This is a genomic window from Methylopila turkensis (assembly GCF_027922325.1).
Classification (GTDB): domain Bacteria; phylum Pseudomonadota; class Alphaproteobacteria; order Rhizobiales; family Methylopilaceae; genus Methylopila; species Methylopila turkensis.
Window position 1 is genome coordinate 737,112 of the sequence record NZ_BSFL01000001.1, and the last position, 23,680, is coordinate 760,791.

The 23,680-nt window shown below is 69.1% G+C and carries 21 protein-coding genes; 17 read left to right on the forward strand and 4 right to left on the reverse strand.

Annotated elements, in window-relative coordinates:
• The first annotated feature begins 3 nt into the window (after window positions 1–3).
• From PKE78_RS03450 to PKE78_RS03490, 9 genes are all read left to right on the forward strand, one after another.
• The gene (locus PKE78_RS03450) at window positions 4–819 is read left to right on the forward strand and encodes an ATP-binding cassette domain-containing protein (protein ID WP_271199441.1); all 816 of its coding nucleotides are present in this window, start codon (window positions 4–6) and stop codon (window positions 817–819) included.
• Window positions 820–822: 3 nt separating this feature from the next.
• The gene (locus tag PKE78_RS03455) at window positions 823–2,136 is read left to right on the forward strand and encodes an NtaA/DmoA family FMN-dependent monooxygenase (protein ID WP_271199442.1); all 1,314 of its coding nucleotides are present in this window, start codon (window positions 823–825) and stop codon (window positions 2,134–2,136) included.
• Window positions 2,137–2,155: 19 nt separating this feature from the next.
• Complete coding sequence (locus PKE78_RS03460) at window positions 2,156–2,686, forward strand: flavin reductase (protein WP_271199443.1); 531 nt, start codon at window positions 2,156–2,158, stop codon at window positions 2,684–2,686.
• 3 nt (window positions 2,687–2,689) lie between these two features.
• On the forward strand, window positions 2,690–4,090 hold the full coding sequence (locus PKE78_RS03465) for an amidase (protein ID WP_271199444.1): 1,401 nt from the start codon (window positions 2,690–2,692) through the stop codon (window positions 4,088–4,090).
• Window positions 4,091–4,329: 239 nt separating this feature from the next.
• Window positions 4,330–4,989, forward strand: a complete 660-nt coding sequence (locus tag PKE78_RS03470) for a hydrolase (protein WP_271199445.1) — start codon at window positions 4,330–4,332, stop codon at window positions 4,987–4,989.
• Window positions 4,990–5,011: 22 nt separating this feature from the next.
• Complete coding sequence (locus tag PKE78_RS03475) at window positions 5,012–5,290, forward strand: XapX domain-containing protein (RefSeq protein ID WP_271199446.1); 279 nt, start codon at window positions 5,012–5,014, stop codon at window positions 5,288–5,290.
• Window positions 5,287–7,272, forward strand: coding sequence for an amidohydrolase (locus PKE78_RS03480; RefSeq protein WP_271199447.1), 1,986 nt, complete (start codon window positions 5,287–5,289; stop codon window positions 7,270–7,272). The genes PKE78_RS03475 and PKE78_RS03480 overlap by 4 nt, the downstream gene beginning before the upstream one ends.
• Window positions 7,273–7,361: 89 nt before the next feature.
• Window positions 7,362–8,963 (forward strand): MFS transporter, encoded by a 1,602-nt coding sequence (locus tag PKE78_RS03485; protein WP_271199448.1) that lies wholly within the window; start codon window positions 7,362–7,364, stop codon window positions 8,961–8,963.
• A gap of 7 nt (window positions 8,964–8,970) precedes the next feature.
• Window positions 8,971–10,362 carry an alginate export family protein gene (locus PKE78_RS03490; RefSeq protein ID WP_271199449.1) on the forward strand — a complete coding sequence of 464 codons (1,392 nt, stop codon included), beginning with the start codon at window positions 8,971–8,973 and terminating at the stop codon, window positions 10,360–10,362.
• A 63-nt stretch (window positions 10,363–10,425) separates the two neighbouring features.
• Here the strand turns inward: PKE78_RS03490 and PKE78_RS03495 are convergent, their stop codons facing one another.
• Complete coding sequence (locus PKE78_RS03495; RefSeq protein ID WP_271199450.1) at window positions 10,426–11,364, reverse strand: LysR family transcriptional regulator; 939 nt, start codon at window positions 11,362–11,364, stop codon at window positions 10,426–10,428.
• 122 nt (window positions 11,365–11,486) lie between these two features.
• Between PKE78_RS03495 and PKE78_RS03500 the strand changes: the two genes are divergently transcribed.
• From PKE78_RS03500 to ku (PKE78_RS03525), 6 genes are all read left to right on the forward strand, one after another.
• Window positions 11,487–12,419, forward strand: a complete 933-nt coding sequence (locus PKE78_RS03500) for a ring-cleaving dioxygenase (protein WP_271199451.1) — start codon at window positions 11,487–11,489, stop codon at window positions 12,417–12,419.
• Between the two features lie 69 nt (window positions 12,420–12,488).
• Entirely contained in the window at window positions 12,489–13,139 is a 651-nt protein-coding gene (locus PKE78_RS03505; protein WP_271199452.1) for an alpha/beta hydrolase, read from the forward strand.
• A complete protein-coding gene (locus PKE78_RS03510; RefSeq protein ID WP_271199453.1) occupies window positions 13,136–13,582 on the forward strand; it encodes a helix-turn-helix domain-containing protein in 447 nt (148 codons plus the stop codon). The genes PKE78_RS03505 and PKE78_RS03510 overlap by 4 nt, the downstream gene beginning before the upstream one ends.
• Before the next feature lie 229 nt (window positions 13,583–13,811).
• Window positions 13,812–16,091 carry an FdhF/YdeP family oxidoreductase gene (locus PKE78_RS03515; RefSeq protein WP_271199454.1) on the forward strand — a complete coding sequence of 760 codons (2,280 nt, stop codon included), beginning with the start codon at window positions 13,812–13,814 and terminating at the stop codon, window positions 16,089–16,091.
• A gap of 104 nt (window positions 16,092–16,195) precedes the next feature.
• Entirely contained in the window at window positions 16,196–17,056 is an 861-nt protein-coding gene (locus tag PKE78_RS03520; protein WP_271199455.1) for an SDR family oxidoreductase, read from the forward strand.
• 95 nt (window positions 17,057–17,151) lie between these two features.
• A complete protein-coding gene (ku, locus tag PKE78_RS03525; RefSeq protein WP_271199456.1) occupies window positions 17,152–17,964 on the forward strand; it encodes a non-homologous end joining protein Ku in 813 nt (270 codons plus the stop codon).
• Here ku (PKE78_RS03525) and ligD read toward each other — a convergent pair.
• On the reverse strand, window positions 17,961–20,510 hold the full coding sequence (ligD, locus tag PKE78_RS03530) for a DNA ligase D (RefSeq protein ID WP_271199457.1): 2,550 nt from the start codon (window positions 20,508–20,510) through the stop codon (window positions 17,961–17,963). The genes ku (PKE78_RS03525) and ligD overlap by 4 nt on opposite strands.
• Before the next feature lie 3 nt (window positions 20,511–20,513).
• Window positions 20,514–21,398, reverse strand: a complete 885-nt coding sequence (ku, locus tag PKE78_RS03535) for a non-homologous end joining protein Ku (protein WP_271199458.1) — start codon at window positions 21,396–21,398, stop codon at window positions 20,514–20,516.
• A 170-nt stretch (window positions 21,399–21,568) separates the two neighbouring features.
• Between ku (PKE78_RS03535) and PKE78_RS03540 the strand changes: the two genes are divergently transcribed.
• Entirely contained in the window at window positions 21,569–22,003 is a 435-nt protein-coding gene (locus PKE78_RS03540; RefSeq protein WP_271199459.1) for a GlcG/HbpS family heme-binding protein, read from the forward strand.
• 17 nt (window positions 22,004–22,020) lie between these two features.
• Here the strand turns inward: PKE78_RS03540 and PKE78_RS03545 are convergent, their stop codons facing one another.
• Complete coding sequence (locus PKE78_RS03545) at window positions 22,021–22,425, reverse strand: YkvA family protein (RefSeq protein WP_271199460.1); 405 nt, start codon at window positions 22,423–22,425, stop codon at window positions 22,021–22,023.
• 209 nt (window positions 22,426–22,634) lie between these two features.
• Here PKE78_RS03545 and PKE78_RS03550 point away from each other — a divergent pair, with 209 nt between their 5' ends.
• Complete coding sequence (locus PKE78_RS03550) at window positions 22,635–23,675, forward strand: ketopantoate reductase family protein (RefSeq protein WP_271199461.1); 1,041 nt, start codon at window positions 22,635–22,637, stop codon at window positions 23,673–23,675.
• Window positions 23,676–23,680: the final 5 nt, after the last annotated feature.

The following is a 23,680-nucleotide window of genomic DNA, read 5'->3' on the forward strand; positions in this document are numbered from 1 at the left end:
GCGATGACCGAGATCCGGTTCGAGAAGGTCTGGAAGGAGTACGGCTCCGCCATCGTGCTCGAGAACGTCGACCTGACGCTCGCCGACCACGAGTTCCTCGTCGTCATCGGTCCAAGCGGCGTCGGCAAGACCACGCTGCTGCGCCTTCTGCTGGCCCAGGAGCGTCCGACCCGGGGCCGCATCCTGCTCGACGGCGCGGAGATCGCCGCCGAGCCGACCGCGGACCGCGGCGTCGTGTTCCAGCGCTATTCGGTGTTCCCGCACAAGACCGTGCTGGCCAACGTCATGCTTGGCCCGCAATGGGCCGGCTCCCCGCTACTCGGGCGGCTGTTCGGCGCGCGCAGGCGGGCGCTCCGGGAGCGGGCCATGGCGCTGCTCGACCGCGTCGGGCTGGCGGAACACGCAAAGAAGTATCCCGCGCAGCTCTCGGGCGGCATGCAGCAGCGCCTCGCGCTCGCGCAGTCGCTGATCAACAAACCGAAGGTGCTGCTGCTGGACGAACCCTTCGGCGCGCTCGACCCCGGGTCGCGGCGGGCGATGCATGTGCTCGTCCGCGAGCTCTGGGAAGAGCAGGCGATGACGATCGTGATGGTGACCCACGACCTGATGGAGGCGTTCCATCTCGGCACCCGGGTCGTCGCGATCGACAGACCCCGCCGCGACCCGCAGGCGCCGGAACGCTACGGCGCGACCATCACGTCCGACTTCTGCGCCAAACCCCGCATCGTGCGCGACAGCTTCCGCTTCGAGGCCGCGCGCTTGCGCGCCGCCGCGGAGCGCGAGGCGGACGCGCCGTTCCTGACCCGAGAGAGAGACTGACCCATGGCCGACAAGCGCTTCCACCTCGGTTGGTTCATGAACTTCACGCCGGACGAATGGCGCGAACCCTTCGGCCAGGGCGGCCGGCCGTGGGATGGCCAGTTCTACGTCGAGATGGCGCGGTCGCTGGAGCGCGCGTGCTTCGACTACATCATGATCGAGGACAAGCTGATGGTGCCGCAGACCTATGGCGGCTCCGCCAAGGCCTCGCTCAATCACGGCATGATGGTGCCGAAGCACGATCCGGCCCCGCTCGCGGTCGCGATGGGCATGGCGACGCAGCGCCTCGGCGTGATCGCCACCATGTCCACGATGGCCTATCCGCCGTTCCTGATGGCGCGCCTGTGCTCGACCATCGACAGCCTGACCAACGGCCGGTTTGGCTGGAACGTCGTCACCTCCGCCGAAGACCTGATGGCGAAGAACTTCGGCATGGATCGGCTGCCGCCGCGCGATCAGCGCTACGAGATGGCGGACGAGTACATGGATGTGATGGGCAAGCTGTTCGCAAGCTGGGATCCGGACGCGGTCGTGCTCGATCGCGACGCCGGCATCTACGCCGACGAGACCAAGGTCCGGCCGATCGATTTCGAGGGCAAGTACTACAAGGTCCGCGGCCCGCTCAACACCGTGCCCTCGCCGCAAGGTAGGCCGATCTACGTGCAGGCCGGCGCCTCGCCGAAGGGCCGCGACTTCGCCGCGACTCACGCCGACTCGATCGTCTCGGTCGCAAGCGGCGTCGAGGAGATGCGGAAGTTCCGTGCCGACATCCGCGAACGGGCCGCGAAGTTCGGGCGCGACCCGGACACGATCAAGGTGATGTTCTGCGTGACCCCGACGCTCGGCGAAACCGACGACGAAGCGCGGGCGAAGTACGAGCGCATGCTGAACTCGCCGCATTTCATCGTCGACACTCTGGCGTCGCTCGCCGCCATCACCGAGATCGACTTCGCGCAATATGATCTCGACAAGCCGCTGCCGGAAAAGCTCGTCACCAACGGCGAGTCCGGCACGCTCGACAAATTCCAGCAGTGGGGTAGCGGCAAGACGCTGAAGGAGCTGGTGGTCGCCGGCGGCGGCGGGCTGGTGTCCTCCGTGGAGCTGGTCGGGACGCCCGACACGGTCGCCGACCGCATGGGCGAGGTGATGGAGGAGGTCGGCGGCGACGGCTTCCTGATCACGACGCCTGTGCTGCGCGTCAGCCGCCGCTTCATCACGGAGGTGACCGACGGGCTCGTGCCGGCGCTCCAGAAGCGCGGGCTCGCGCGCACCGCCTACGCGCACGAGAAGCTGCGCGACAACCTGCTCGACTTCTGAGACGCGAGAGGCGACCCCGATGGACGACGCAGCCGATCTCGCCTGCGCGGCGCCGGTCACCAAGGAACGCTATCGCGACGCGATGGCGGCGCTCGCGGCGGCCGTCAACGTGGTGACGACCGACGGGCCGGCTGGCCGCGCCGGCTTCACCGCCACCGCGGTCTGCAGCGTGACCGACGCGCCGCCGACCCTGCTCGTCTGCGTCAAACGCGACAGCTCGGTCGGCGAGGCGTTCCAGGCGAACGGCGCGCTCTGCGTTAACACGCTGGCGCCCGAGCACAGGCCGTTGTCGAACCTGTTCGGCGGGCGGACGCCCGTCGAGGAGCGCTTCGCGGCGGCGACCTGGCGGCGCGGCCCGAGCGGCGCGCCGGTGCTCGAGGGCGCGCTCGCGCATTTCGACTGCCGGATCGACCGCGTCGTCGACGTCGGCACCCACTCCGTGCTGTTCTGCCAGGTGCTCGACATCGGGGTCGGCGAGCCCTGCGAGGGGCTGATTTACGTTGGCCGTCGCTACGACACCGTGCTGGCCTGCGTCGGGGCGGCCGGCTGAACCGTGACGCAGGACGCCCATCCGCTCGATCTTCCGGCGCGGGAGATCGCTTCGGGCGTCCGCGGCGGCCGCTTCTCGGCGGTCGAGATCATGCGGGAATCTTTGAAGCGCGCCCACGCGGCGCAGGACGCCTTCAACGCCTTCGCGCTGATCCGGGAGGAAGCGGCGATCGCCGCCGCCCGCAAGGCCGACGAGACGGTCAAGGCCGGCCGCCCGACCGGGTTCCTGCACGGCGTGCCGTTCGCGGCCAAGGACCTGACGCCGACGGCCGGCGACGTCACCACGCTCGGCTCCTGGAGCTCCGGCGACTTCGTCCCCGCCGAGACGGCCCTATGCGTGCGTCGCCTTCAGCAGGCCGGCGCGATCCTGATGGGGAAGACCACGACGCCGGAATTCGCGCATTCGAGCTTCACCTGGAGCCCGCGCTTCGGCGCGACGCTCAATCCAGTCGACCCGAGCCGGACCTCGGGCGGATCGTCCGGCGGCTCGGCCGTCGCGGTCGCGACCGGCGTCGTGCCCTTCGCCGAAGGCTCGGACATGGGCGGCTCGGTCCGCATCCCGGCCTCGTTCTGCGGCGTCGTCGGCCTCAAGCCCAGCCTCGGGCGCATCCCGATGACGATCCTGCCAAGCGTGTTCGACGACATCTCGCATTTCGGCCCGCTCGCCCGAACGGTGGATGACGCCGACGCGTTTCTCCAAGCGACCGCGGGCCCGAGCGACGAGGACATCCTGTCCCTCCCGCTGACGTTCGAGCCCGAGCGCGCCCGCGACAAGAACCTTAGGGACAAGCGCTTCGCGCTTTCGATCGATCTCGGCTTCTACGCCGTCGAGCCGCAGGTCGAGGCCGCGATCCGGCGCGCGATCGGCGCCATGAGAGATGCGGGCGCGATCGTCGAGGAGGTCGCGCTGCCTTGGACGCGCGCGGTCGTGGACGAGTGGTACGAGATCTGGTGCGTGTTCATGTCGGCCTATTTCGGCGACCGTCTTGACGCCTTCCGCGATCGCATGGACCCCGCCATGGTGGAGATCATGCGGCGCGGCTTCGCCAAGGACGCGACCAGCTACAAGCGGATCGAGCTGCTCCGCACCGCGATGTGGCGCGACATGGCCCGGCTGTTCGAGACCTATGACGCCCTGCTCTGCCCGACCTGCGCAGTCACGGCGCCGCCGGTCGCGAAGACGGACGGCGACTACTTCGGCGAGGACGCGGCCGGGCGCCTGCTCGGCCTCGACATGACGTGCCCGTTCAACCTCACGCCGCAGTGCCCGGCGATTTCGGTCCCGATCGGCCCGGCCGACGACGGACTTCCGGTCGGCTTGCAGATCGTCGGGCGGCGTTTCCAGGACGAAGCCGTTCTCGGCGTCGCCCGAGGCGTCGAACGATTGTTTCCACAACGAAGCTGAGAGGGCGGCCGCTCAGGCGACTTACGGCGGCGCCAGCGTTCTCGACGTGTGTCCCGCGGCGCCCTTCGCCGATCGTCTCCAGGCATGCTGCCGCGCAAGCCAGGCCCTCCGATTTCGTCGCCCAGCTGAATCAAACGTTCAAAACGCGATACAGGCGTTCAAGACGCGGCTGATCATCCCCGGCACGGTCCTCTCGACACAGCGACTGCGTTCGCGGCCGCGCGTTCAGGGGAACCCACATGTCCGTCATCGCCACGCCGACGCCCGGCTCGCTGCTCGTCTCGCCGACCGACCACGCGCTCGTCCTGATCGACTTCCAGTCGCAGATGTCGTTTGCGACTAAGTCGATCGACGCCGTCACGCTGCGCAACAACGCCGCCCTGATCAGCCATGCGGCGAAGGGGTTCGGCGTGCCGACGATCCTGACCACGGTCGCCGAGAAGAGCTTCTCGGGCCCGATGTTCTCCGAGATCACCGACGCCTTCCCGGGCCAGAAGCTGCTCGACCGCACCTCGATGAACACCTGGGAGGACGCGGCCGTCATCGACGAGGTCAACCGCATCGGCAAGCGGCGGCTGGTGTTCGCGGGCCTCTGGACGTCCGTCTGCATCGTCGGCCCGACGCTCTCGGCGATCGATCAAGGCTTCGAGGCCTATGTCATCGCCGACGCCTGCGGCGACGTCTCGGACGAGGCGCATGAACGCGCGATGGAGCGCATGATCCAGGCGGGCGTGCGCCCCATGACCTCGCTTCAGTACATCCTCGAGCTCCAGCGCGACTGGGCCCGCACCGAGACCTACGACTTCACCACCGGCGTCGCGAAGACGTACGGCGGCGCCTACGGGCTCGGAATCACCTACGCCAAGACGATGTTCGGCGCCTCCGAAGGCGGCCACTGACGGTCCCGTCGGGCGCGCGCCGATGAGGATGTATCTGCTCTCGGCCGGCGCCGGCCTGCTGGTCGGCGTCGTCTACAGCCTGCTGCACGTCCGCTCGCCCGCGCCGCCCCTGGTGGCGTTGGTCGGCCTACTCGGCATCCTTGTCGGCGAGCAGATCATGCCTGTCGGCCAGAAGCTCGTCGCGGGCCTCAGCCCGGCGGTCGCCTGGGCCGAGGCGAAATGCGGCGCGCATCTCTTCGGCGCGCTCCCCGGCCGCCATTCCGACGCTTCCCCGCCGCCGACAGACGGAGCCGGCTTATGAGCCCCACGCGCCGCGACACGACCTTAGGCGCGGCCGCCGCCGCGCTTGCGGCCGGCCTCACTTCGCCATCGCGGGCCGCGCCCGCCGAAGGGACGACAATGACCGATGCGACGACCGCCGATCTCATCGTCATCAAGGGCCGCGTCACGACGCTCGACCGGTCCGCGCCGGAAGCGGAAGCTTTTGCGATCAAGGACGGACGCTTCCTCGCGGTCGGGCGCGAGAGCGACGTGATGGCGCATCGCGGGCCGCAGACGAAGGTCGTCGATCTCAAGGGCCGGCGCGTGCTGCCGGGGCTGATCGACAACCACCTGCATCTCATCCGCGGCGGGCTCAACTTCAACATGGAGCTGCGCTGGGACGGCGTGCCGTCGCTGAAGGACGCGATGGACATACTGCGCGCGCAGGTCGCGATCACGCCGCCGCCGCAGTGGGTGCGGGTCGTGGGCGGATTCACCGAGACCCAGTTCGCGGAGAAGCGCCTGCCGACCATCGAGGAGTTGAACCAGGTCGCGCCCGAGACGCCGGTGTTCATCCTCCACCTCTACGACCGCGCGCTGCTGAACGGCGCGGCGCTGAGGGCGGTCGGCTACGGCAAGGACACGCCGAACCCGCCCGGCGGCGAGATCACCCGGGACGCAGGCGGAAACCCGACCGGCCTGCTCATCGCCAAACCCAACGCCACGATCCTCTACGCAACGCTGTCCAAGGGCCCGAAGCTGCCGTTCGAGTATCAGGTGAACTCGACGCGCCACTTCATGCGCGACCTGAACCGGCTCGGCCTCACCGGCGCGCTCGACGCCGGCGGCGGCTCCCAGAACTATCCGGACGATTACGCGGTGATCCAGAAGCTCGCCGACGACGGCCAGCTCACCGTGCGCCTCGCCTACAATCTGTTCACGCAGAAGCCGAAGCAGGAGAAGGAGGACTTCGTCCGCTGGACGCAGACCTCAAAGTACAAACAGGGCGACGACTACTTCCGCCACAACGGCGCGGGCGAGATGCTGGTCTTCTCCGCGGCCGACTTCGAGGATTTTCGCCAGCCGCGCCCTGACATGCCGGCCGAGATGGAGGGCGACCTCGAGGGCGTCGTCCGGGTGCTGGCCGAGAACCGCTGGCCGTGGCGGCTGCACGCGACCTATGACGAAACCATCTCGCGCGCGCTCGACGTGTTCGAGAAGGTCGATCGCGACATCCCGCTGAAAGGCCTCAACTGGTTCTTCGATCACGCCGAGACGATCTCGGAGCGCTCCATCGACCGGGTGGCGGCGCTCGGCGGCGGCGTCGCGGTGCAGCATCGCATGGCCTACCAGGGCGAGTTCTTCGTGGAGCGCTACGGCCCAGGCGCGGCCGAAGAGACGCCGCCCTTCGCGCGGATGCTGGACAAGGGCGTGAAGGTCTCGGCCGGCACCGACGCCACCCGCGTCGCCTCCTACAACCCTTGGGTCTCGCTGTCCTGGCTCGTCACCGGCCGGACGGTCGGGGGCCTGGCTCTCTACCCTTCCCGCGCCCGGCTCGACCGTGAGACCGCGCTCAGGATGTGGACCGAGAACGTGACCTGGTTCTCGAACGAGGAAGGCAAGAAGGGCCGTATCGCGCCCGGGATGCTCGCCGACTTCATCGTGCCGGACCGCGACTACTTCGCCTGCGCGCCCGACGAGATCTCCTCGATCACCTCGGACCTCACGGTGGTGGGCGGCAAGGTCGTCTACGCCAAGGCCGACTTCGAGAAACTCGACGAGACCGAGGTTCCGCCCGCTATGCCCGACTGGTCGCCGGTCCGCGCCTATGGCGGCTACGGCGCCTGGAAGGCGGAGGCGAAGAAGGACAATGCGCTGCGCCTCCAGGCGACGGCGTGCGGCTGCGCGAACGCCTGCGGGGTCCACGGCCACGACCACGCGAGAGCGGCGTCCGGCCGTTTGCCGGTCGCCGATCTCAAGACGTTCTGGGGCGCGCTCGGTTGCGCATGCTGGGCGGTGTGACGAGGGGGTCGTCCCACCTACCCCAGGCGTCGTTCTCCAGCTTGACCGGACCATGACGCTTTTCAGGAACCCGCTTCGAGATTCTCCCCATGACCACGCCCCCCGCCTCGAGCGCCTTCGCGCCGCTGCGCCGCCCGCTGTTCGCCGTGCTTTGGGGCGCGACCGTGGTCGGGAACGTCGGCTCCTTCATGCGCGACGTCGCGAGCGCATGGCTCGTCACGGACCTTGCGGCCTCGCCCGCCGCCGTGGCCCTGGTGCAGGCCGCCGCGACGCTGCCGATCTTCCTGCTCGCGATCCCGGCCGGCGTGCTCTCCGACATCCTCGATCGCCGCAAGCTCCTGATCGCCATCCAGGTGCTTCTCGGCCTGACGAGCCTTACGCTTGCGATCCTCGCGGCCTCCGGCGGGCTCAGCGTCTATTCGCTCGTGGCGCTCACCTTCGTCGGCGGCGTCGGCGCGGCCCTGATGGGGCCGACCTGGCAGTCGATCGTCCCCGAACTCGTGCCGCGGGGAGAGTTGCGGGACGCCGTCGCGCTGAACTCGCTCGGCATCAACATCGCGCGTTCGATCGGACCTGCCGCTGGCGGCATCCTGCTCGGCGCCGCGGGCGCGGCCGCGACCTACGGCGTCGACGTCGTCTCCTACCTCCTCGTCATCGCGGCGCTGGTCTGGTGGCCGCGGCCGAAGACGGCCGACGACGCGCTCGCCGAACGTTTCTCGGGCGCGTTCCGGGCGGGCCTCCGCTACGCCAAGGCGAGCCGCGAGCTTCACCGCGTGCTGTTCCACGCCGGCGTGTTCTTCGCCTGCGCCAGCGCCGTCTGGGCCTTGCTGCCGCTGGTCGCGCGCGGGCTGCTCGAAGGGACGGCGAGCTTCTATGGCCTGCTGCTCGGCGCGGTCGGCCTCGGCGCGATTCTCGGCGCGCTGGTCATGCCGAAGCTGCGCGCGCGGCTCGGGACCGACGGCCTCCTGCTGTTCGCCGCCATCGTCGCGGCGATCGTCATGGCCGGTCTTTCCTTCGCGCCTCCGAAGCCCGTCGCGCTGGTTGGCCTGCTGCTCCTCGGCGTCGCCTGGATCGTGGCGCTTACCACGCTGAACGGCGCCGCGCAGGCGATCCTGCCGAACTGGGTCCGCGGTCGCGGGCTGGCCGTCTATCTTACGGTCTTCAACGGCGCCATGACCGGCGGGAGCCTGCTCTGGGGCCTCGTCGCGCATCATCTCGGCGTGGCCGCGACGCTGCTCGTCGCGGCCGCCTGCCTCGCCGCCGCGGGACTGCTGCTGCGCCGCCGCGCGCTGCCGAAGGGCGAGACCGACCTGACGCCCTCAAACCACTGGCCGGAGCCGCTGACCGCCGAGCCGGTCGAGCACGACCGTGGGCCGGTGATGATCCAGATCGAGTACCGGGTCCTCCGCGAGGATCGCGAGCACTTCCTCAAGGCCATCGCCCGGCTCGCCGACGAGCGGCGGCGCGACGGCGCCTATGCCTGCGGCGTGACGGAGGACGCCGAGGATCCCGAGAAGATCGTCGAGTGGTTCATGGTCGAAAGCTGGGCCGAGCACCTTCGCCAGCACAAGCGCGTCTCCCATGCGGACGCGGACCTGCAGCAGGCGACCCGGCGCTTCCATGTCGGGCCGGAGGCTCCGGTCGTGCGCCACCTGCTTGGCCTGGACCTCAAGACCTCCACGGCAGGGTGACGGAGCCATGCTCCGCTCTCTCCGGACGGCGGCCGCCGCTGCTTCGATCGTCGGCGCGGTCATGGCCGTCCCGGCGGCCGCGAAGCCCCCGTCCTTCTCGAACAACCGGGCGGACGAGGACTGGGGCGTCCTCCGGGAGCCCGCCAACCGCACGGGCGCGGCGTGGGAGGCGTTCAAGTTCGCGCCGCTCGACGCCGCGGGCGACAGCTTCCTGACGATCGGCGCGGACCTTCGGCTGCGGTTCGAAAGCTACGCCGCCAACTTCGACGCCGCGAAGCCCGACGAGACCTACGGCTGGTCGCGCGTCATGCCCTACGCCGACCTCCATCTCGGACCGAACCTCCGCTTCTTCGGTCAGATGCTGGGCGCCTGGGCCGACCGCAGCGCGCTGACCGAGGGGCCGGTGGACCAGACCGGGGTCGAGCTGCTGCAAGGTTTTGCGGAGGCGAGCGCGCCGGTCGGCTCAGGTGAACTTTCGGTCCGCGGCGGCCGGCAGATGGTCGCCTATGGGTCGGAGCGCCTCATCGGCCTGCGCTTCGGGCCGAACGTGCCGCTCTCCTTCGACGGCGCGCGGGCGCGGCTGGAATTCGGCGGCTGGACCGCCGACGCGTTCGCCTACCGTCCCGTCGCGAACGCGCCCGGGGACTTCGACGACCGCACCGACCGCGGCCGCGAAATCTACGGCCTGTACGCCACCCGAGCCCTGCCGGAGATCGGGCCGAGGTCGGGCCTCGACCTCTACTGGATCGGCTACGGGCGTGAGGACGCGCGCTTCGACAGCGGCGTCGCCGACGAGCGCCGTCACACCTTCGGCGCCCGGTTCTTCGGCTCGTTCGCGGACTGGAGCTGGAACCACGAGGCGATGCTGCAGCTCGGCTCCTTCGGAGGAGAGAGAATCCTCGCCTGGTCGGCGGCGACCGAAACGCGCCACACCTTTTCCGAGCTCCCCCTTCGACCGTTCGTCGAGATCAAGGCCGCCGTCATCAGCGGCGACGGCGGGCCGGGCGGCCGCCTCGGCACGTTCAACGCGCTGTTCCCCAAAGGCAAATACTTCGGCGAGATCGGCCTGATCGGCCCCGCGAACCTTATGAACATCCATCCCGTCATCGGGGTGTCGCTCGGTTCCGGCTGGTCGCTTACGGGCGCGGCCGTCTTCTACTGGCGACAGTCGCTTGACGACGGCGTCTACGGCAATCCCGGGAACCTGATCCGCCCGTCCGCCGGAAGCAGGGCGCGCTACGTCGGGACGCAGGGCGAGGTCGTGCTGGGCTGGGAGGCGACGCCGAACGTCACGCTCGAAACATCCTACGCCCTTTTCGAACCCGGTCGCTTCCTGAGCGAAACCGGGCCCGGGAAGACCGTCCACTTCGTGGGCGGGGAGATCCAGCTCCGATACTGAGCCCGAGAAAGCGAGACCGGGGCGACCGCGGGCGCGCAGGCGCGCCTGACTGCGGCGAGCCGACTACCCGGCGGCCGTCTCGCCCGGCTCCGGGGTCGCCCACGGGGCCTTCGCTAGCCGACGCGCCAGGAACTCGATCAGCGCCGTCACCCGCGGCGGGCGCAGCGGCCCGGGCGGGGTTACGACGTTCAGCGCGATCGGGGGCGGACGCCAGTCGCACATCACCGCCTCCAGCCGTCCCGCCGCGATGTCCCGCCAGACGACGAACTCCGGCTGCACCGCGAGCCCGAGCCCGGCCATTAGGCTCGGCGTCAGCGCATCGGCGTTGTTGGCGCGCATGGGTCCGGACGGCGTGACGGCGGCCTCCTCGCCGTCCGCGCGCAGGAACCGCCAGCGGTCGCGCGAGGCGAGATAGGAGTAGCCGAGGCACGCATGATCGGCGAGGTCCCGCGGATGAGAGGGACGGCCCGCCCGCTCGAAGTAGGCGGGCGCGCCGACCAGCACCCGGTTCACCCGGCAGAGCCGGCGCACCTTCAGCCGCGAATCCGACAGGCTCGCGATCCGAAGCGCGAGGTCGAAGCCGCCTTCAATCAGATCGACCGTGTGGTCGCTGAGCTCCATGTCGACCGAAACGTCCGGGTAGGCGGCGAAGAACTCCGGCAACAGCGGCGCGACATGCGCGAGGCCGAACGACATCGGCGTCGCGAGCCGCACGGCGCCCCGGGGCGAGGCCGACTGGGCCAAAGCCTCGGCTTCCGCTTCCTCGCCCGCGCCAAGGATCCGTTCGGCGTTCGGAAGCGCGGCTCGGCCGGCTTCGGTGAGCGACAGGCGTCGCGTCGTCCGGTGGAAGAGCGGCGCCCCGATGCGGGTCTCCAGCCTCGCCACGGCCTTCGAGACCGTGGCCTTCGAGAGATTGAGGTCGGCCGCCGCCCGGCTAAGGGAGCCGCGGGCCGCGACGCGGGCGAAGATCGCCCAGGCCTCGAAGTCGGGAAGCGTCGCCATTGGTCATTTCCACGAAACAGTGATTTTCGATTGTTTCCATTTAATATCTCAGCGCAGCGCGTACTTTCGTTCAAGCGAAATCGGCGTCCCGATGTCGGGGCCTAACGAACGGAGTTCTCGCCATGAGCGGCGCAGCCCTTCACCACGTCACCGCGATCAGCGGGCCCGCACGCCGGAACCTCGGCTTCCACACCGGGGTCCTGGGCCTGCGCCTCGTCAAGAAGACCGTGAACTTCGACGATCCCGGCACCTACCATCTCTACTACGGCGACGCCGCAGGGCGGCCGGGTTCGGTGCTGACCTTCTTTCCGTGGGACCATGTCGCCCCGGGGCGGGTCGGCGTCGGCGAGACCTCGCAGACCGCGTTCCGCGTGCCCCGCGGCTCGATCGGATGGTGGACGCAACGCTTCGTGGAGGCCGGGGTCCCCCACGAGAACCCTGCCGTGCGCTTCGGCGAGACCGTGCTCGCCTTCAAGGATCCGGACGGCCTGTCGCTCGCCCTAGTCGGCGTCGAGGGCGCGGAGGCCGAAGAGGCCTGGGACGGCGGTTCGGTTCCGGCCGAGCACGCCATCCGCGGCTTCCACGGCGTGACGCTGCTGCTCGACAAGGCGGCGGCGACGGCGGCGGTGCTCACGGCCGTGTTCGGCCACCGCGAGGTCGGGCGTGAGGAGAACGTCGTCCGCTACAGCGCCGGCGACGAGGGCTACGGCCGCTTCGTCGACCTGCGCGAGGTCGGCGGCTTCCTGAGGGGGCGGCCGGGCGGCGGCAGCGTGCACCACATCGCGTTCCGCGCGGCCGACGACGCCGCGCAGGCGGAGATGGCCCGCAAGCTCGTGGAGGAGCATGGCCTCGGCGTGACGGAGCAGAAGGACCGCAACTACTTCCGGTCCGTCTACTTCCGCGAGCCCGGCGGCGTGCTGTTCGAGATCGCGACCGACGAGCCCGGCTTCGCCGCGGACGAGCCGGCCGAGCGTCTCGGCGAGGCGCTGAAGCTGCCCCCGTTCCTCGAGCCCCTGCGCCCGCGGATCGAGCAGCGGCTGCCCGCCCTCGTTTGAACGTCCGCCTGCGCCCCCGACGGACGCAGGCGGCTCCCTTCCCGAACCCAGACCTCATGGAGCTTCGCCATGACCGCGCGTGAGCTTTCCTTCGTCCATCTGTTCCGTCCCGCGACCATCGCGGGCCTGCCGCCCGTGCTGCTCCTTCACGGCACCGGCGGCGACGAGACCGACCTGCTCGGCCTCGGGGCGGCGGTCGCGCCGGGCGCGGCTCTGGTGTCCCCCCGCGGACAGGTTCTCGAGAACGGCATGCCGCGCTTCTTCCGGCGGCTCGCCGAGGGCGTGTTCGACGAGGCCGACCTCCGCCGCAGGGCGGGCGACCTCGCCCGCTTCGTGGACGAGGCGCGGGCCGCCTACGGGATCGACGCGCCGGTCGCTCTGGGCTTCTCGAACGGCGCGAACATTGCGGCCGCTGTGCGGCTGCTGCATCCGGGCCTCCTGTCCGGCGCGATCCTGCTGCGCGGGATGGTTCCGCTCGAGACGCCCGCCGCGGCGGCGCGCGTCCCGACGCCGGCGCTGCTGGTCTCGGGCGAGCGCGACCCGATCGTCCCCGCCGCCAACGCCGCCCGCCTCGCCACGATGCTCGAGGAGGCCGGCGGCCCGGTCGAGCATCGAGTCCTGCCGACCAGCCACGGCGTCACCAACGCGGACGTTGAGTTCGCGGCGGACTGGTACGCGCGCGTGGCGAGCCGACCCGGAGCGTCGGGCACCGCGTCATGAGTCGGCGGCCGAGCACGAGCGACTTCCGGCGCCCCGGCGGGCTCACGCCGGAACAGCGCCGAATCGCGCTGGAGGAGCTCGGCGCCGGCGGCGAGCCGAAACGGAGCGTCGCGGAGGTCGCGACGCTTTGCGGCCTCTCCCGTGGCCATTTCATCCGCGCTTTCCGGTTGTCGGTCGGGGAAACCCCGTATCGGTGGTCGCGACGGCTGCGGATCGAGGCCGCGCAGGCCGCGCTGCTGAATTCGGACGCCGCGATCGCGGACATCGCCGCCCAGTGCGGCTTCGCGGACCAGAGCCATCTCACGCGGGTCTTCTCCGCGGAGCTCGGGGTGAGCCCGGCCGCTCTCAGGAGAACGCTCGGACCGCCGTCGCCTGTCCGCAGGTCGTCCGTCCGGTCGCCGCAGGAGGCCCCGGCGCCGGCCTCGGCGCGGCCGGAGGAATGAGGTCAACCCGGCGCGCGACGTCTATGGACCGGGCGCTCGCGCCAGCGGCCCGAGCGATCTGAACGCCGTGCTGATGTTCGCGCCCGATGAATCCTTCCGGGTTTGGCGGGCCCTCGCTCCTCGCGCCCCGTTGATCGGCGGGGAGGAACGCCGGACGCTCTCGGCCGTTGCCCCCTGACATCCCCGGTCGAACGACAGCCGGGGACGCCTTCAGCGAGGAGCGTACAGGATGGCGCGCGACGGCCGTATCGAGACGTATGACGGGCCGGCCGGCGGCTGGGGCTCGGCCAAATCGGTCGGTCGGGCGCTGGTCTACGACGGAGCGCCGCTCAAGAGCGGCGCGGCGCTCTGGAAGCAGAACAAGCCCGGCGGCTTCGCCTGCGTCAGCTGCGCGTGGTCGAAGCCGCGAGAGCCGCACCTGTTCGAATTCTGCGAGAACGGCGCGAAGGCGACCGGCTGGGAGCTGACGTCGAAGACGATCGGGGCCGAATTCTTCGCCCGTCACACGCTGACCGAGCTCGAAGGCTGGTCGGACTTCGAGCTCGAGGATCAGGGCCGGCTGACAGAACCTCTGAAATACGATGCGGCGAGCGACACGTACCAGCCGATCGCCTGGGAGAGAGCGTTCGAAGAAATCGGCGGGGCGCTGAAGGCGACCGATCCGAAGCGGACGGCCTTCTACGCGTCGGGCCGGGCTTCGCTCGAGACCTCCTACATGTACCAGCTGTTGGCGCGCGCCTACGGCGCCAACAACCTGCCGGACAGCTCCAACATGTGCCACGAGAGCACATCGGTGGCCCTGCCCGAGAGCATCGGCGTGCCGGTCGGCACCGTTTTCCTCGACGATTTCGACCACGCCGACCTGATCTTCTTCTTCGGCCAGAACGTCGGGTCGAACGCGCCGCGCATGCTGCATCCGCTGCAGGAGGCGGCGAAGCGCGGCGTGCCGATCATCACGTTCAACCCGCTGAAGGAGCGCGGGCTGGAGCGCTTCACCAACCCGCAGGCCCCGACCGAGATGCTCTCCGGGGCCGAGACGAGGATCTCGACGCAGTACCATCAGGTGAAAGCGGGCGGCGACCTGGCCGCGCTGTTCGGCCTTTGCAAGGCGCTGATCGCGATCGACGACGCCGCGGCGCCCGGTGCGAAGGTGATCGACCACGCCTTCATCGCCGAGCACTGCCACGGCTACGACGCCTTCGCCGACGCCTGCCGCGCGCGGGACTGGCCGGAGCTTGAACGCTGCTCCGGGCTGACGCGCCATGCCATCGAGATCGCGGCGGAAGTGTATTCCAGGTCCAGCGCCGCCATCGGCGTTTACGGCATGGGGCTGACCCAGCACCGCTCGGGCGTCGACAACGTCCAGATGCTGATGAACCTGCTGTTGATGAAGGGCAATATCGGCCGTCCCGGCGCCGGCATATGCCCGGTGCGCGGCCACTCGAACGTGCAGGGCCAGCGCACCGTCGGGATCACCGAGAAGGCCAGCCTCGCGCCGCTCGACAGGCTGAAGGAGCTCTATGGCTTCGAGCCGCCCCGCGAGGACGGCATGGCGACCGTCGACGTCTGCGAGGGGATCATCGACGGCGAGGTCGAGGCGTTCGTGTCGCTCGGCGGCAATTTCCTGCGCGCGACGCCCGAAACCGGCCTGATGGAGGACGGCTGGCGCAAGCTGAAGCTGTCGGTCCAGATCGCCACCAAACTGAACCGCAGCCATGTGGTCCACGGTCGAGCGGCCTACCTGCTGCCGTGCCTCGGCCGCATCGAGATCGACCGGCAGGCGGGCCGGCCGCAGATCGTGTCCATCGAGGATTCGACCTCGCATTTCCACGCCTCGCACGGGTTCGCCGAGCCCTGCGCGCCGACGCTGCTGTCCGAGCCCGCGATCGTCGCCGGCATCGCCAAGGCGACGCTGCCGCCGAATCCGTCAATCGACTGGGACGGCTGGACGGCCGATTACGCACGCGTCCGCGACGCTATCGAGGCGACCTATCCCAAGGTGTTTCCGCGCTTCAACGAGCGCATCGAGACGCCCGGCGGGTTTCCGAAGCCGATCTCGGCGCGCGAGCGCGAGTGGAACACGTCGACGGGCAAGGCCAACTTCATCTTCCCCGAAAGCCTCGACGAAAATCCCGACATGCCGGCGCCGCAACCGGACGCGCTGCGGCTGATCACGTTGCGGTCGAACGATCAGTTCAACACCACCGTCTACGGTTATGACGACCGCTTCCGCGGCGTCGAAGGCACGCGGATGGTCGTCTTCATGCACGCGAACGACATCGCCCGGCTATCGCTCAGGGACGGCCAAACCGTGGCGATGCGCACCGTGGCCGACGATTTCGAACGCGAGGTCGAAGGCTTTCGGATCGTGGCGTACGACATCCCCGAAGGCTGCGTCGGCGCCTACTATCCGGAGTGCAACCCGTTGATCCCTCTGTGGCACCACGCGCGTGGGTCCAAAGTGCCGGCGGCCAAGTCGGTGCCGGTCCTGATACGGCCGTGCGGATAGACGACTAAAGGGCTCTCGCGACGCGGCGGAAGCCTCATCTTCGAACCGGCCGGGCGAACGAAAGCGGCGCCGCATCGTTGGGCTCCTGACATGAGGAGCTCTCGATGAAGCATTTTCCCTTCCCGCCCTTCCCGAAGCAGCCGCAGTCCTTCCCCGGCCTCACGGAGAAGATGGACCCCCGTCCCGACCACGGAGAGACGAGCTACAAGGGCTCTGGCAAGCTTCAAGGCAAGAAGGCGATCATCACCGGCGGGGACAGCGGCATCGGCCTTGCGGTGGCGATCGCGTACGCGCGCGAGGGCGCCGATCTGCTCGTGGTCCACCTGCCGAGCGAAGGCGACGACGGGGCGACCTGCCGCCGGCACATCGAGGAAGCCGGGCGCAAGGCGGTGATGGCGCCGGGCGATATCAGCGATCCGCGCTTCCGCGAAGAGGTGATCGAGCGCGCCGCATCGGAGCTCGGCGGCCTGGACATTCTGGTGAACAACGCCGCCTACCAGCGGCCATTCCAGTCGATCGACGAGGTGACGCTGGAGGAATGGACGAAGACCTTCGACGTCAACGTCCACGCCACGTTCCACCTGACGCAGCTCGCCATGCGCCGGATGAAGCCCGGCTCTGCAATCATCAACACGGCGTCGATCAACTCGAAGGATCCGTCGCCGCAGCTTCTGCCCTACGCCACCACAAAGGGCGCGATCGCGAACCTCACCGTCGGCCTCGCTCAACTGCTCGCCGAGAAGGGCGTCCGGGTGAACGCGGTGCTGCCCGGGCCGATCTGGACGCCGTTCATTCCGGCCGGCATGCCGCCCGAGGCGGTCGAAACCTTCGGCGCCAAGACGCCGTTCGGTCGTCCGGGCCAGCCGGCGGAGCTCGCCTCGGCTTACGTGATGCTGGCGTCCGACGAGGCGAGCTACACGTCCGGCGCTTTGCTGACGATCGCCGGCGGGCAGGCGGTCGTCTGACGGAGCGATCTCAGGCCCCGAGCCTTGGCCGTCGGCCGCCTCGCTGGAACGAAAAAGGCGCGCCGCCGGTTTTGGACTGATCGGGGAGGCGCGCGATGGCGTTGAAGGCGTTCTGGAAAGGCTATCTGAAGCTCTCGCTCGTCACCTGCCCCGTGGCGATGACGCCGGCGACGTCGGAGAGCGAGCGGATCCGCTTCCACACGCTCAACCGCACGACGGGAAACCGGATCGTCAGCGAATATGTCGACAGCGTCACCGGAAAGCCGGTCGACAGCGACGACGAGGTCAAGGGGTACGAGCGCGGCGAGGACGATCACGTCATGCTCGAGGACGACGAGCTCGACGCCGTGGCGCTCGAAACGACTCACACCATCGACATCGAGATGTTCTGCCCGCGCGATAGCGTCGGTTGGATCTGGTACGACAAGCCGCATTACCTCGTTCCGAACGATAAGGTGGGCGCGGAGGCTTTCGCCGTCATCCGGGAGGCGATGGCGGCGACAGACGTGGTCGGCATTTCGCGGCTGGTGCTCTATCGCCGCGAACGCGCCGTGCTGCTGGAGCCGCGCGACAACGGCATCGTGCTGTGGACGCTTCGCTACGGCGACGAGGTTCGCGACGCGGCCGACTATTTCGCTGGTCTCGAACCGGCCAAGCCGGACCCGAAGCTGATGCGGCTGATGGGGTCGCTGATCGAGGAACGGACGAAGAGTTGGTCGGCCGATTTCGTCGATGATCCCGTTCAGGCCCGCCTGCTCGAGCTCATCAACTCGAAGAAGAAGAAAGGCGCGAAGAAGGTCGCCAAGCCCAAGGCCGAGCCGCAGCCCGAAACCGGTAACGTCATCAACATCATGGACGCGCTGCGGAACAGCATCGCCTCTTCGAAGGCAAAGGCGAAGCCGCGCTAGCCGGCGCGCCGCCGCTTCGTCTTCGCGCCGTCCGGGATCGGCGCCGCGGCCTTCCGGAACCCGTCCCACGGGTCCGACGCCATCGCGGCGAGCCGCGCCGGCATGTTGTCGACCGTGAACTGCGCGGGGCCGACGCCTGGGCCGAGCTCGTCCCAGCTCAACGGAGCCGAGACGGCGGCGCCAGGTCTTGCGCGAGTCGAATAGGGCGCGACGGCGGTGGCGCCGCGGCCGTTGCGCAGGTAGTCGATCAGGATTTTTCCGCGGCGCTTCGCCTTGCTGACGGTCGCGACGTAGCGGGACGGAAGATCGGCGGCCATGGCGTCCGCGATCGCCTTAGCGAAGGCCTTGGCGTCGGGCCATTCAGCTTTCGGCTTCACCGGCGCGACGACGTGGAGCCCCTTGCCTCCGGACGTCTTGACGAAGGCGGTGAGCCCGGCGGCTTCCAGCCTTTTCTTCACCTCCAGCGCGGCGTCGATCACCGCCGACCATGCGACGCCCTCGCCGGGATCGAGGTCCATGATGATCATGTCGGGCTTTTCGAGCGCCTCCATCGAGGAGCCCCAGGGGTGGATCTCAAGGACGCCGCCCTGCACAAGCCCGAGCAGCCCCTCGCGACTGTCGATCGTCAGCACCGGCTCGTCGTCGGTCGGATCGGTCGCGAGCCCGATGTGCTTGTTCATGCCTTTCCAGCCGTGTTTCTGGAAAAAGCACTGCTCGGCGACGCCGCCCGGACACCGCAGCAGCGAAAGCGGTCGGCCGACGACGAACGGCGCGATTTTCGGCCAGACCTCCATGTAGTAATCGGCGAGCCCCTGCTTGGTCACGCCGGTCTCGGGCCAATAGAGGCGATCCGGGTGCGTGAGCTTCACGGACGGCGCCGCGACCGCCTCGGGCGCCCCGTCGCTTTGCGTCTCGCGCCGCACCTCGTCCGCCGGCTTGTCTTCGCGCAGGCCACGGAACGCCGCGTGCCTCAGGTGATGATCGCCGGTCCAGGCCCGGAATTCGATCTCGGCGACAAGCTCGGGCTTCACGAACCGGACGCCGCGCGCCTCGTCCGCCGTCAGCTTTTCGGCGAAGGGAGAACGCTTGGCCTCCAGCGGCTTGAGCTTGCCGAACAGGTCCGCCGCCACCTTCGCGGAGAAGCCCGTACCCACCCGCCCGACATAGGCGAGCCGTCCGTCTTCATAGGCGCCCAGCGCCAACGAGCCGATCGCGTTCGGCGCCGTGCTCGACGGCATGTAGCCGCCGATCACGAACTCCTGCCTGTGCGCGCATTTCGATTTCACCCAGCCTCGCCCCCGGCCCGAGACGTATTTGCCGTCGCGAGGCTTGGAGACGACGCCTTCGAGGCTGAGCCGGCAGGCGTGCTCCAGCACCAGCCCGCCGTTCTCGTCGAAGTGCTCGCTGAAACGGATGACTGGGTCGGCGCCGGCGATCAGCTTGGCCAAAGCCTGCTTGCGGTCGAGCAGCCCGCAGCCGGTCAGATCGTGACCGTCGAGGTGGAGCAGGTCGAAGGCGAAGAACACGAATCCGTCGGTCCGGCCCTCGCTCAACGCCTCCTGCAGCGCGGAGAAATCCGACGCGCCGGCCGCATTCTCGACGACGAGCTCGCCGTCGATCAGCGCATCCTTTGTCTGCAGAGCCTTCAGGGCGCCGACGATCGGCTTCCCGAACCGTTTCGTCCAGTCCAGTCCGCTGCGGGTCAGAAGCTTGACGCGACCCGCGTCGACGCGGGCGAGCAGCCGGTAACCGTCGAACTTGATCTCGTGAATCCACCTGGCGCCGGCCGGCGCCTTCGGCGCCAATGTCGCGAGCGCCGGCGGGACGAAGTCGGGCAGCGGAGCAGGCTTCGCCTTCGCCGGAAAAGCGGCGGCGCCCCCTGCGTCGCGCGCTTTCGGGGAGCGCGACGTCGCCCGTTTCGCCGCGGCCGCAGGCGGTCGCTTCTTGATCCGGCCGGTCTTCGACGACCATCCCGGCGCCTCGCCCGCGATCTCCTCGACGAGCCGACCCGTCTTCACGGACTCCGGACGCTCTTCGAGGATGTCGGGATCCGAGGCGCCGCGCGCGGCCTCGTCATCCCCCTTGATCAGCAGCCAGTTCTCGCGCGTCTCGCCGCGTCGGTCGGCGATCCGGACAAGATGCCAGCGACCTGACAGCTTCTCGCCATGCAGCTCGAACGCGATATGGCCCTTCTTGAAGCCGCGCGCCGCGTCGCCGATTGGCGACCATCGGCCGCGGTCCCACAGCGCGACCGCGCCGCCGCCGTACTCCCCCTTAGGGATCGTGCCCTCGAAAGTCCCGTACTCGATCGGGTGATCCTCGGTCCGAACCGCCAGGCGCTTCTCGCCGGGGACGAGGCTCGGTCCCTTGGTGACGGCCCAACTCTTCAGGACGCCGTCCATCTCGAGCCGCAGGTCGTAATGCAGCCGCCGGGCGGCGTGCTTCTGGATCAGGTAGCCGTCGCCGGACCCGAGTGCGTCGTCGGACCCAGCCGGCTCGGACGTCTTCTTGAAGTCGCGCTTGCGACGGTAGACGTCGAGCGCCATCGCTCAGCTCGCCTTCCGCCGCTCGGTGTCTCCGCCGCCCCGCGAGGCGGCCGCCGTCTTCTTCGCCTTGCCGGACCTCTTCGGAACCGACGAAGCCTTCTTCGAAGCGTCCCCGGACGCGCCGGCGCTCTGGCGCAGCGCCTCCATGAGATCGGTGACCTTCTCCGGCGCCTTCGGCTTCCGCGGCGTGATCTTGCGGCCCTCGATCTTCGCCTTCACGAGCTCGGCGAGAGCGGCCTCATAACGGTCATCAAACGCGGACGGATCGAACGCGCCGCGCTTGGTGTCGATGATGTGCCTGGCGAGATCGAGCATCTCGCCCTGGATCTTGGCTTTCGGCAGGTCGCTGAAGGCGTCGGCCGACGACCGGACCTCGTAGTCGAAGTTCAGCGTCGTGCCGACCAGGCCGACATCGTGCGGGCGGATGAGGACCATGCGCTCCCGGCGGAACAGCACCGTCCGCGCCAGCGCCGCGACCTTCTTCTTCCGCATCCCCTCGCGGATCAGCGCGAACGCTTCGTGGGCGGTTGGGTCCGCCGGCGCAAGATAATAGGGCTTGTCGAAATAGACGTCGTCGACGTCATCGCACGGGATAAAGGCGTCGATCTCGAACGTCTTGTCGCTCTCCGGCACCGCCGCAGCCACTTCGTCGGGTTCGAGGACGACGTGCTCGCCTGCCGACGTTTCGTAGCCTTTGACCTGATCCTCGCGTTCGACCGGCCGGCCGGTCTCCGCGTCGACATACTGCCGGCGCACGCGGTTGCCGGTCTTGCGGTTAAGGGTGTGGAACGCGATCCGGTCCGAGGTCGACGCCGCGGTGTAGAGCGCGACCGGACAGACGACCTCGCCGACCTTCAGGAAGCCCTTCCAGTTCGCTCGTGGCGCCACGTCTGCAACCTCCCGACGACGACTCGAAACGCCAGCCGCGCCTCCCGGTTCCGAGTCGCGCCCTGGCGTCGCGCGCAGGCGCGTGCTGCGAAAGTCGGGCGGTCGGCGAGCGCGCGCCGTCTATATGCCCTCCCCCCGCGTCCGCCGGACCGGTACTGGAGAAGTTCGCCATGCATGTCACGATTGAGAACGCCGACGCCGCCATCCGCGCGGCGATCGAAAAAGCCCGCGAGATCGACACCTTCATGTGCGTCGCGATCGTCGACTCGGGCGCGGACCTCAAGGCGTTCCACCGCATGGACGACGCATGGGTCGGTTCGATCGACATCGCGATCAAGAAGGCGAAGACGGCCGTGTTCTTCGGCATGCCGACCGGCGAGATCGGCAAGCTGTCGCAGCCGGGCGGCCCGCTCTACGGCATCGAGCATTCGAATGGCGGCCTGATCACCTTCCCCGGCGGCCTGCCGATCGTGGACAGCGAGGGCGTCATGGTCGGGGCCATTGGGGTCAGCGGCTCGTCGGTCGAGAACGACCACGCCGTCGCCACCGCGGGCGCGAAGGCGCTCGGGGCATGGGAGCTTCCCGCGCATCCCTGGCGCACCTGACCGGCGCCTCCTGGCGGTCAGAGCAGCCAGACCGCCAGGAGGCCGAGCGCGCCGGTCCAGATGACGATCACCGCCGCAAGCCCTGCGACGCTGGCCGGGCGTCTGGGCGCGGCCGCCGCGCGCGCGCGAAACTCGGCGAGCAGCTCGTCCGGGATGAGCCGGACCGCCAGCATGATCCCGAGCGGAACGATGACCAGATCATCGAGATAGCCAAGCACCGGGATGAAGTCGGGGATGAGGTCCACCGGCGACAGCGCGTAGGCCACGACGGCCAGCGCCGCGATCTTGGCGGCGAGCGGCGTGCGCGGGTCGCGGCCGGCGATCCACAGCGCCGCGACGTCGCGCTTGACGGCGCGCGCCCATTGTTTCGCCCGTTCGAGCGCGCGGCTCATGCCGATGTCGTCCCATGCGGCCTCGATCATGCGGACTGTCACAGAAGGCGGTTGAGAATGAATGGACGAGCCGGCGCGTCGTCGTCGGCAAGCGGCGCAGGGGGCCGGATCGAGGAACGATGAAACCGCGCGCAAGCCGCAGACCTTCGCCCGACGCCCGACTGCCTACGATTATCGTCTCATAGCCCTTGTATGCCAGATTGCTTTAAACACCGGGCGACATCCGGGAAAACATCGACATGGCGAACATTCTGATCCTCGGAGCCTCTTACGGCTCCCTGCTGGCGACCAAGTTTCTCATGGCGGGCCACGACGTCACGCTCGTCTGTCGCGAGAAGACGGCCGAGCTCATCAACCGCGCCGGCACCGAAGTCCGCATCAAGCTGCGCGACGAGGCGGAGCACCGCGCCATCCATTCGCGCGACCTGCCGGGCAAGCTCGACGCGGCGCCCCCGCAGACGATCGACGTCTCCAAGTACGATCTGGTCGGCCTCGCGATGCAGGAGCCGCAATACGCCAACCACACGATCCGCGTGCTGATGGTCAAGATCGCCGAGGCGAAGCTGCCCTGCCTGTCGATCATGAACATGCCGCCGCTGCCCTATCTCAAGCGCATTCCGGGGCTGGAGGGCGTGAACTTCGAGGAAGCCTTCACCAACGCGCAGGTGTGGGAGCGCTTCAAGCCCGGCCTGATCTCGCTGTGCTCGCCGGATCCGCAGGCGTTCCGCCCGCCGGAGGAGGAGGCGAACGTCCTGCACGTGGGCCTGCCGACGAACTTCAAGGCGGCGACCTTCGAGGACGAGGCCCACAACCGGCTGCTCCGGCAGCTCGAGGCGGACATCGACGCGGTGCGGCTCGACGGCAAGGACGTGCCGGTGAAGCTCAAGGTGTTCGACTCGCTGTTCGTGCCGCTGGCCAAGTGGTCGATGCTGCTGACCGGCAACTATCGCTGCATCACGCTCGGCGAGCCGCGTTCGATCCGGGACGCGGTGCACAGCGACATCGCGCTTTCGCAGTCGATCTACGACCATGTGGACGCGATCGCCCGCAAGCTCGGCGCCGATCCGGCGGACCAGGTGCCGTTCGAGAAATACGCCAAGGCGGCGGAAAGCCTGCTGAAGCCTTCGTCGGCCGCGCGCGCGGTCGCCGGCGGCGCGCCCTTCATCGAGCGCGTGGATCTGCTGGTGAAGCTGATCGCGCACCAGCTCGACTTCCCCAACGCCGCGATCGACGACACCGTCCAGATCGTCGACCGGCGCCTCAACGAGAACCTCGCGTAAGTCGC

Coding starts and splice junctions, on each gene's coding strand:
- PKE78_RS03450 (WP_271199441.1), top strand. CDS start 4: ATGACCGAGATCCGGTTCGAGAAGGTCTGGAAGGAGTACGGCTCCGCC.
- PKE78_RS03455 (WP_271199442.1), top strand. CDS start 823: ATGGCCGACAAGCGCTTCCACCTCGGTTGGTTCATGAACTTCACGCCG.
- PKE78_RS03460 (WP_271199443.1), top strand. CDS start 2,156: ATGGACGACGCAGCCGATCTCGCCTGCGCGGCGCCGGTCACCAAGGAA.
- PKE78_RS03470 (WP_271199445.1), top strand. CDS start 4,330: ATGTCCGTCATCGCCACGCCGACGCCCGGCTCGCTGCTCGTCTCGCCG.
- PKE78_RS03475 (WP_271199446.1), top strand. CDS start 5,012: ATGAGGATGTATCTGCTCTCGGCCGGCGCCGGCCTGCTGGTCGGCGTC.
- PKE78_RS03480 (WP_271199447.1), top strand. CDS start 5,287: ATGAGCCCCACGCGCCGCGACACGACCTTAGGCGCGGCCGCCGCCGCG.
- PKE78_RS03485 (WP_271199448.1), top strand. CDS start 7,362: ATGACCACGCCCCCCGCCTCGAGCGCCTTCGCGCCGCTGCGCCGCCCG.
- PKE78_RS03490 (WP_271199449.1), top strand. CDS start 8,971: ATGCTCCGCTCTCTCCGGACGGCGGCCGCCGCTGCTTCGATCGTCGGC.
- PKE78_RS03495 (WP_271199450.1), bottom strand. CDS start 11,364: ATGGCGACGCTTCCCGACTTCGAGGCCTGGGCGATCTTCGCCCGCGTC.
- PKE78_RS03500 (WP_271199451.1), top strand. CDS start 11,487: ATGAGCGGCGCAGCCCTTCACCACGTCACCGCGATCAGCGGGCCCGCA.
- PKE78_RS03505 (WP_271199452.1), top strand. CDS start 12,489: ATGACCGCGCGTGAGCTTTCCTTCGTCCATCTGTTCCGTCCCGCGACC.
- PKE78_RS03510 (WP_271199453.1), top strand. CDS start 13,136: ATGAGTCGGCGGCCGAGCACGAGCGACTTCCGGCGCCCCGGCGGGCTC.
- PKE78_RS03515 (WP_271199454.1), top strand. CDS start 13,812: ATGGCGCGCGACGGCCGTATCGAGACGTATGACGGGCCGGCCGGCGGC.
- PKE78_RS03520 (WP_271199455.1), top strand. CDS start 16,196: ATGAAGCATTTTCCCTTCCCGCCCTTCCCGAAGCAGCCGCAGTCCTTC.
- ku (WP_271199456.1), top strand. CDS start 17,152: ATGGCGTTGAAGGCGTTCTGGAAAGGCTATCTGAAGCTCTCGCTCGTC.
- ligD (WP_271199457.1), bottom strand. CDS start 20,510: ATGGCGCTCGACGTCTACCGTCGCAAGCGCGACTTCAAGAAGACGTCC.
- PKE78_RS03540 (WP_271199459.1), top strand. CDS start 21,569: ATGCATGTCACGATTGAGAACGCCGACGCCGCCATCCGCGCGGCGATC.
- PKE78_RS03545 (WP_271199460.1), bottom strand. CDS start 22,425: ATGATCGAGGCCGCATGGGACGACATCGGCATGAGCCGCGCGCTCGAA.
- PKE78_RS03550 (WP_271199461.1), top strand. CDS start 22,635: ATGGCGAACATTCTGATCCTCGGAGCCTCTTACGGCTCCCTGCTGGCG.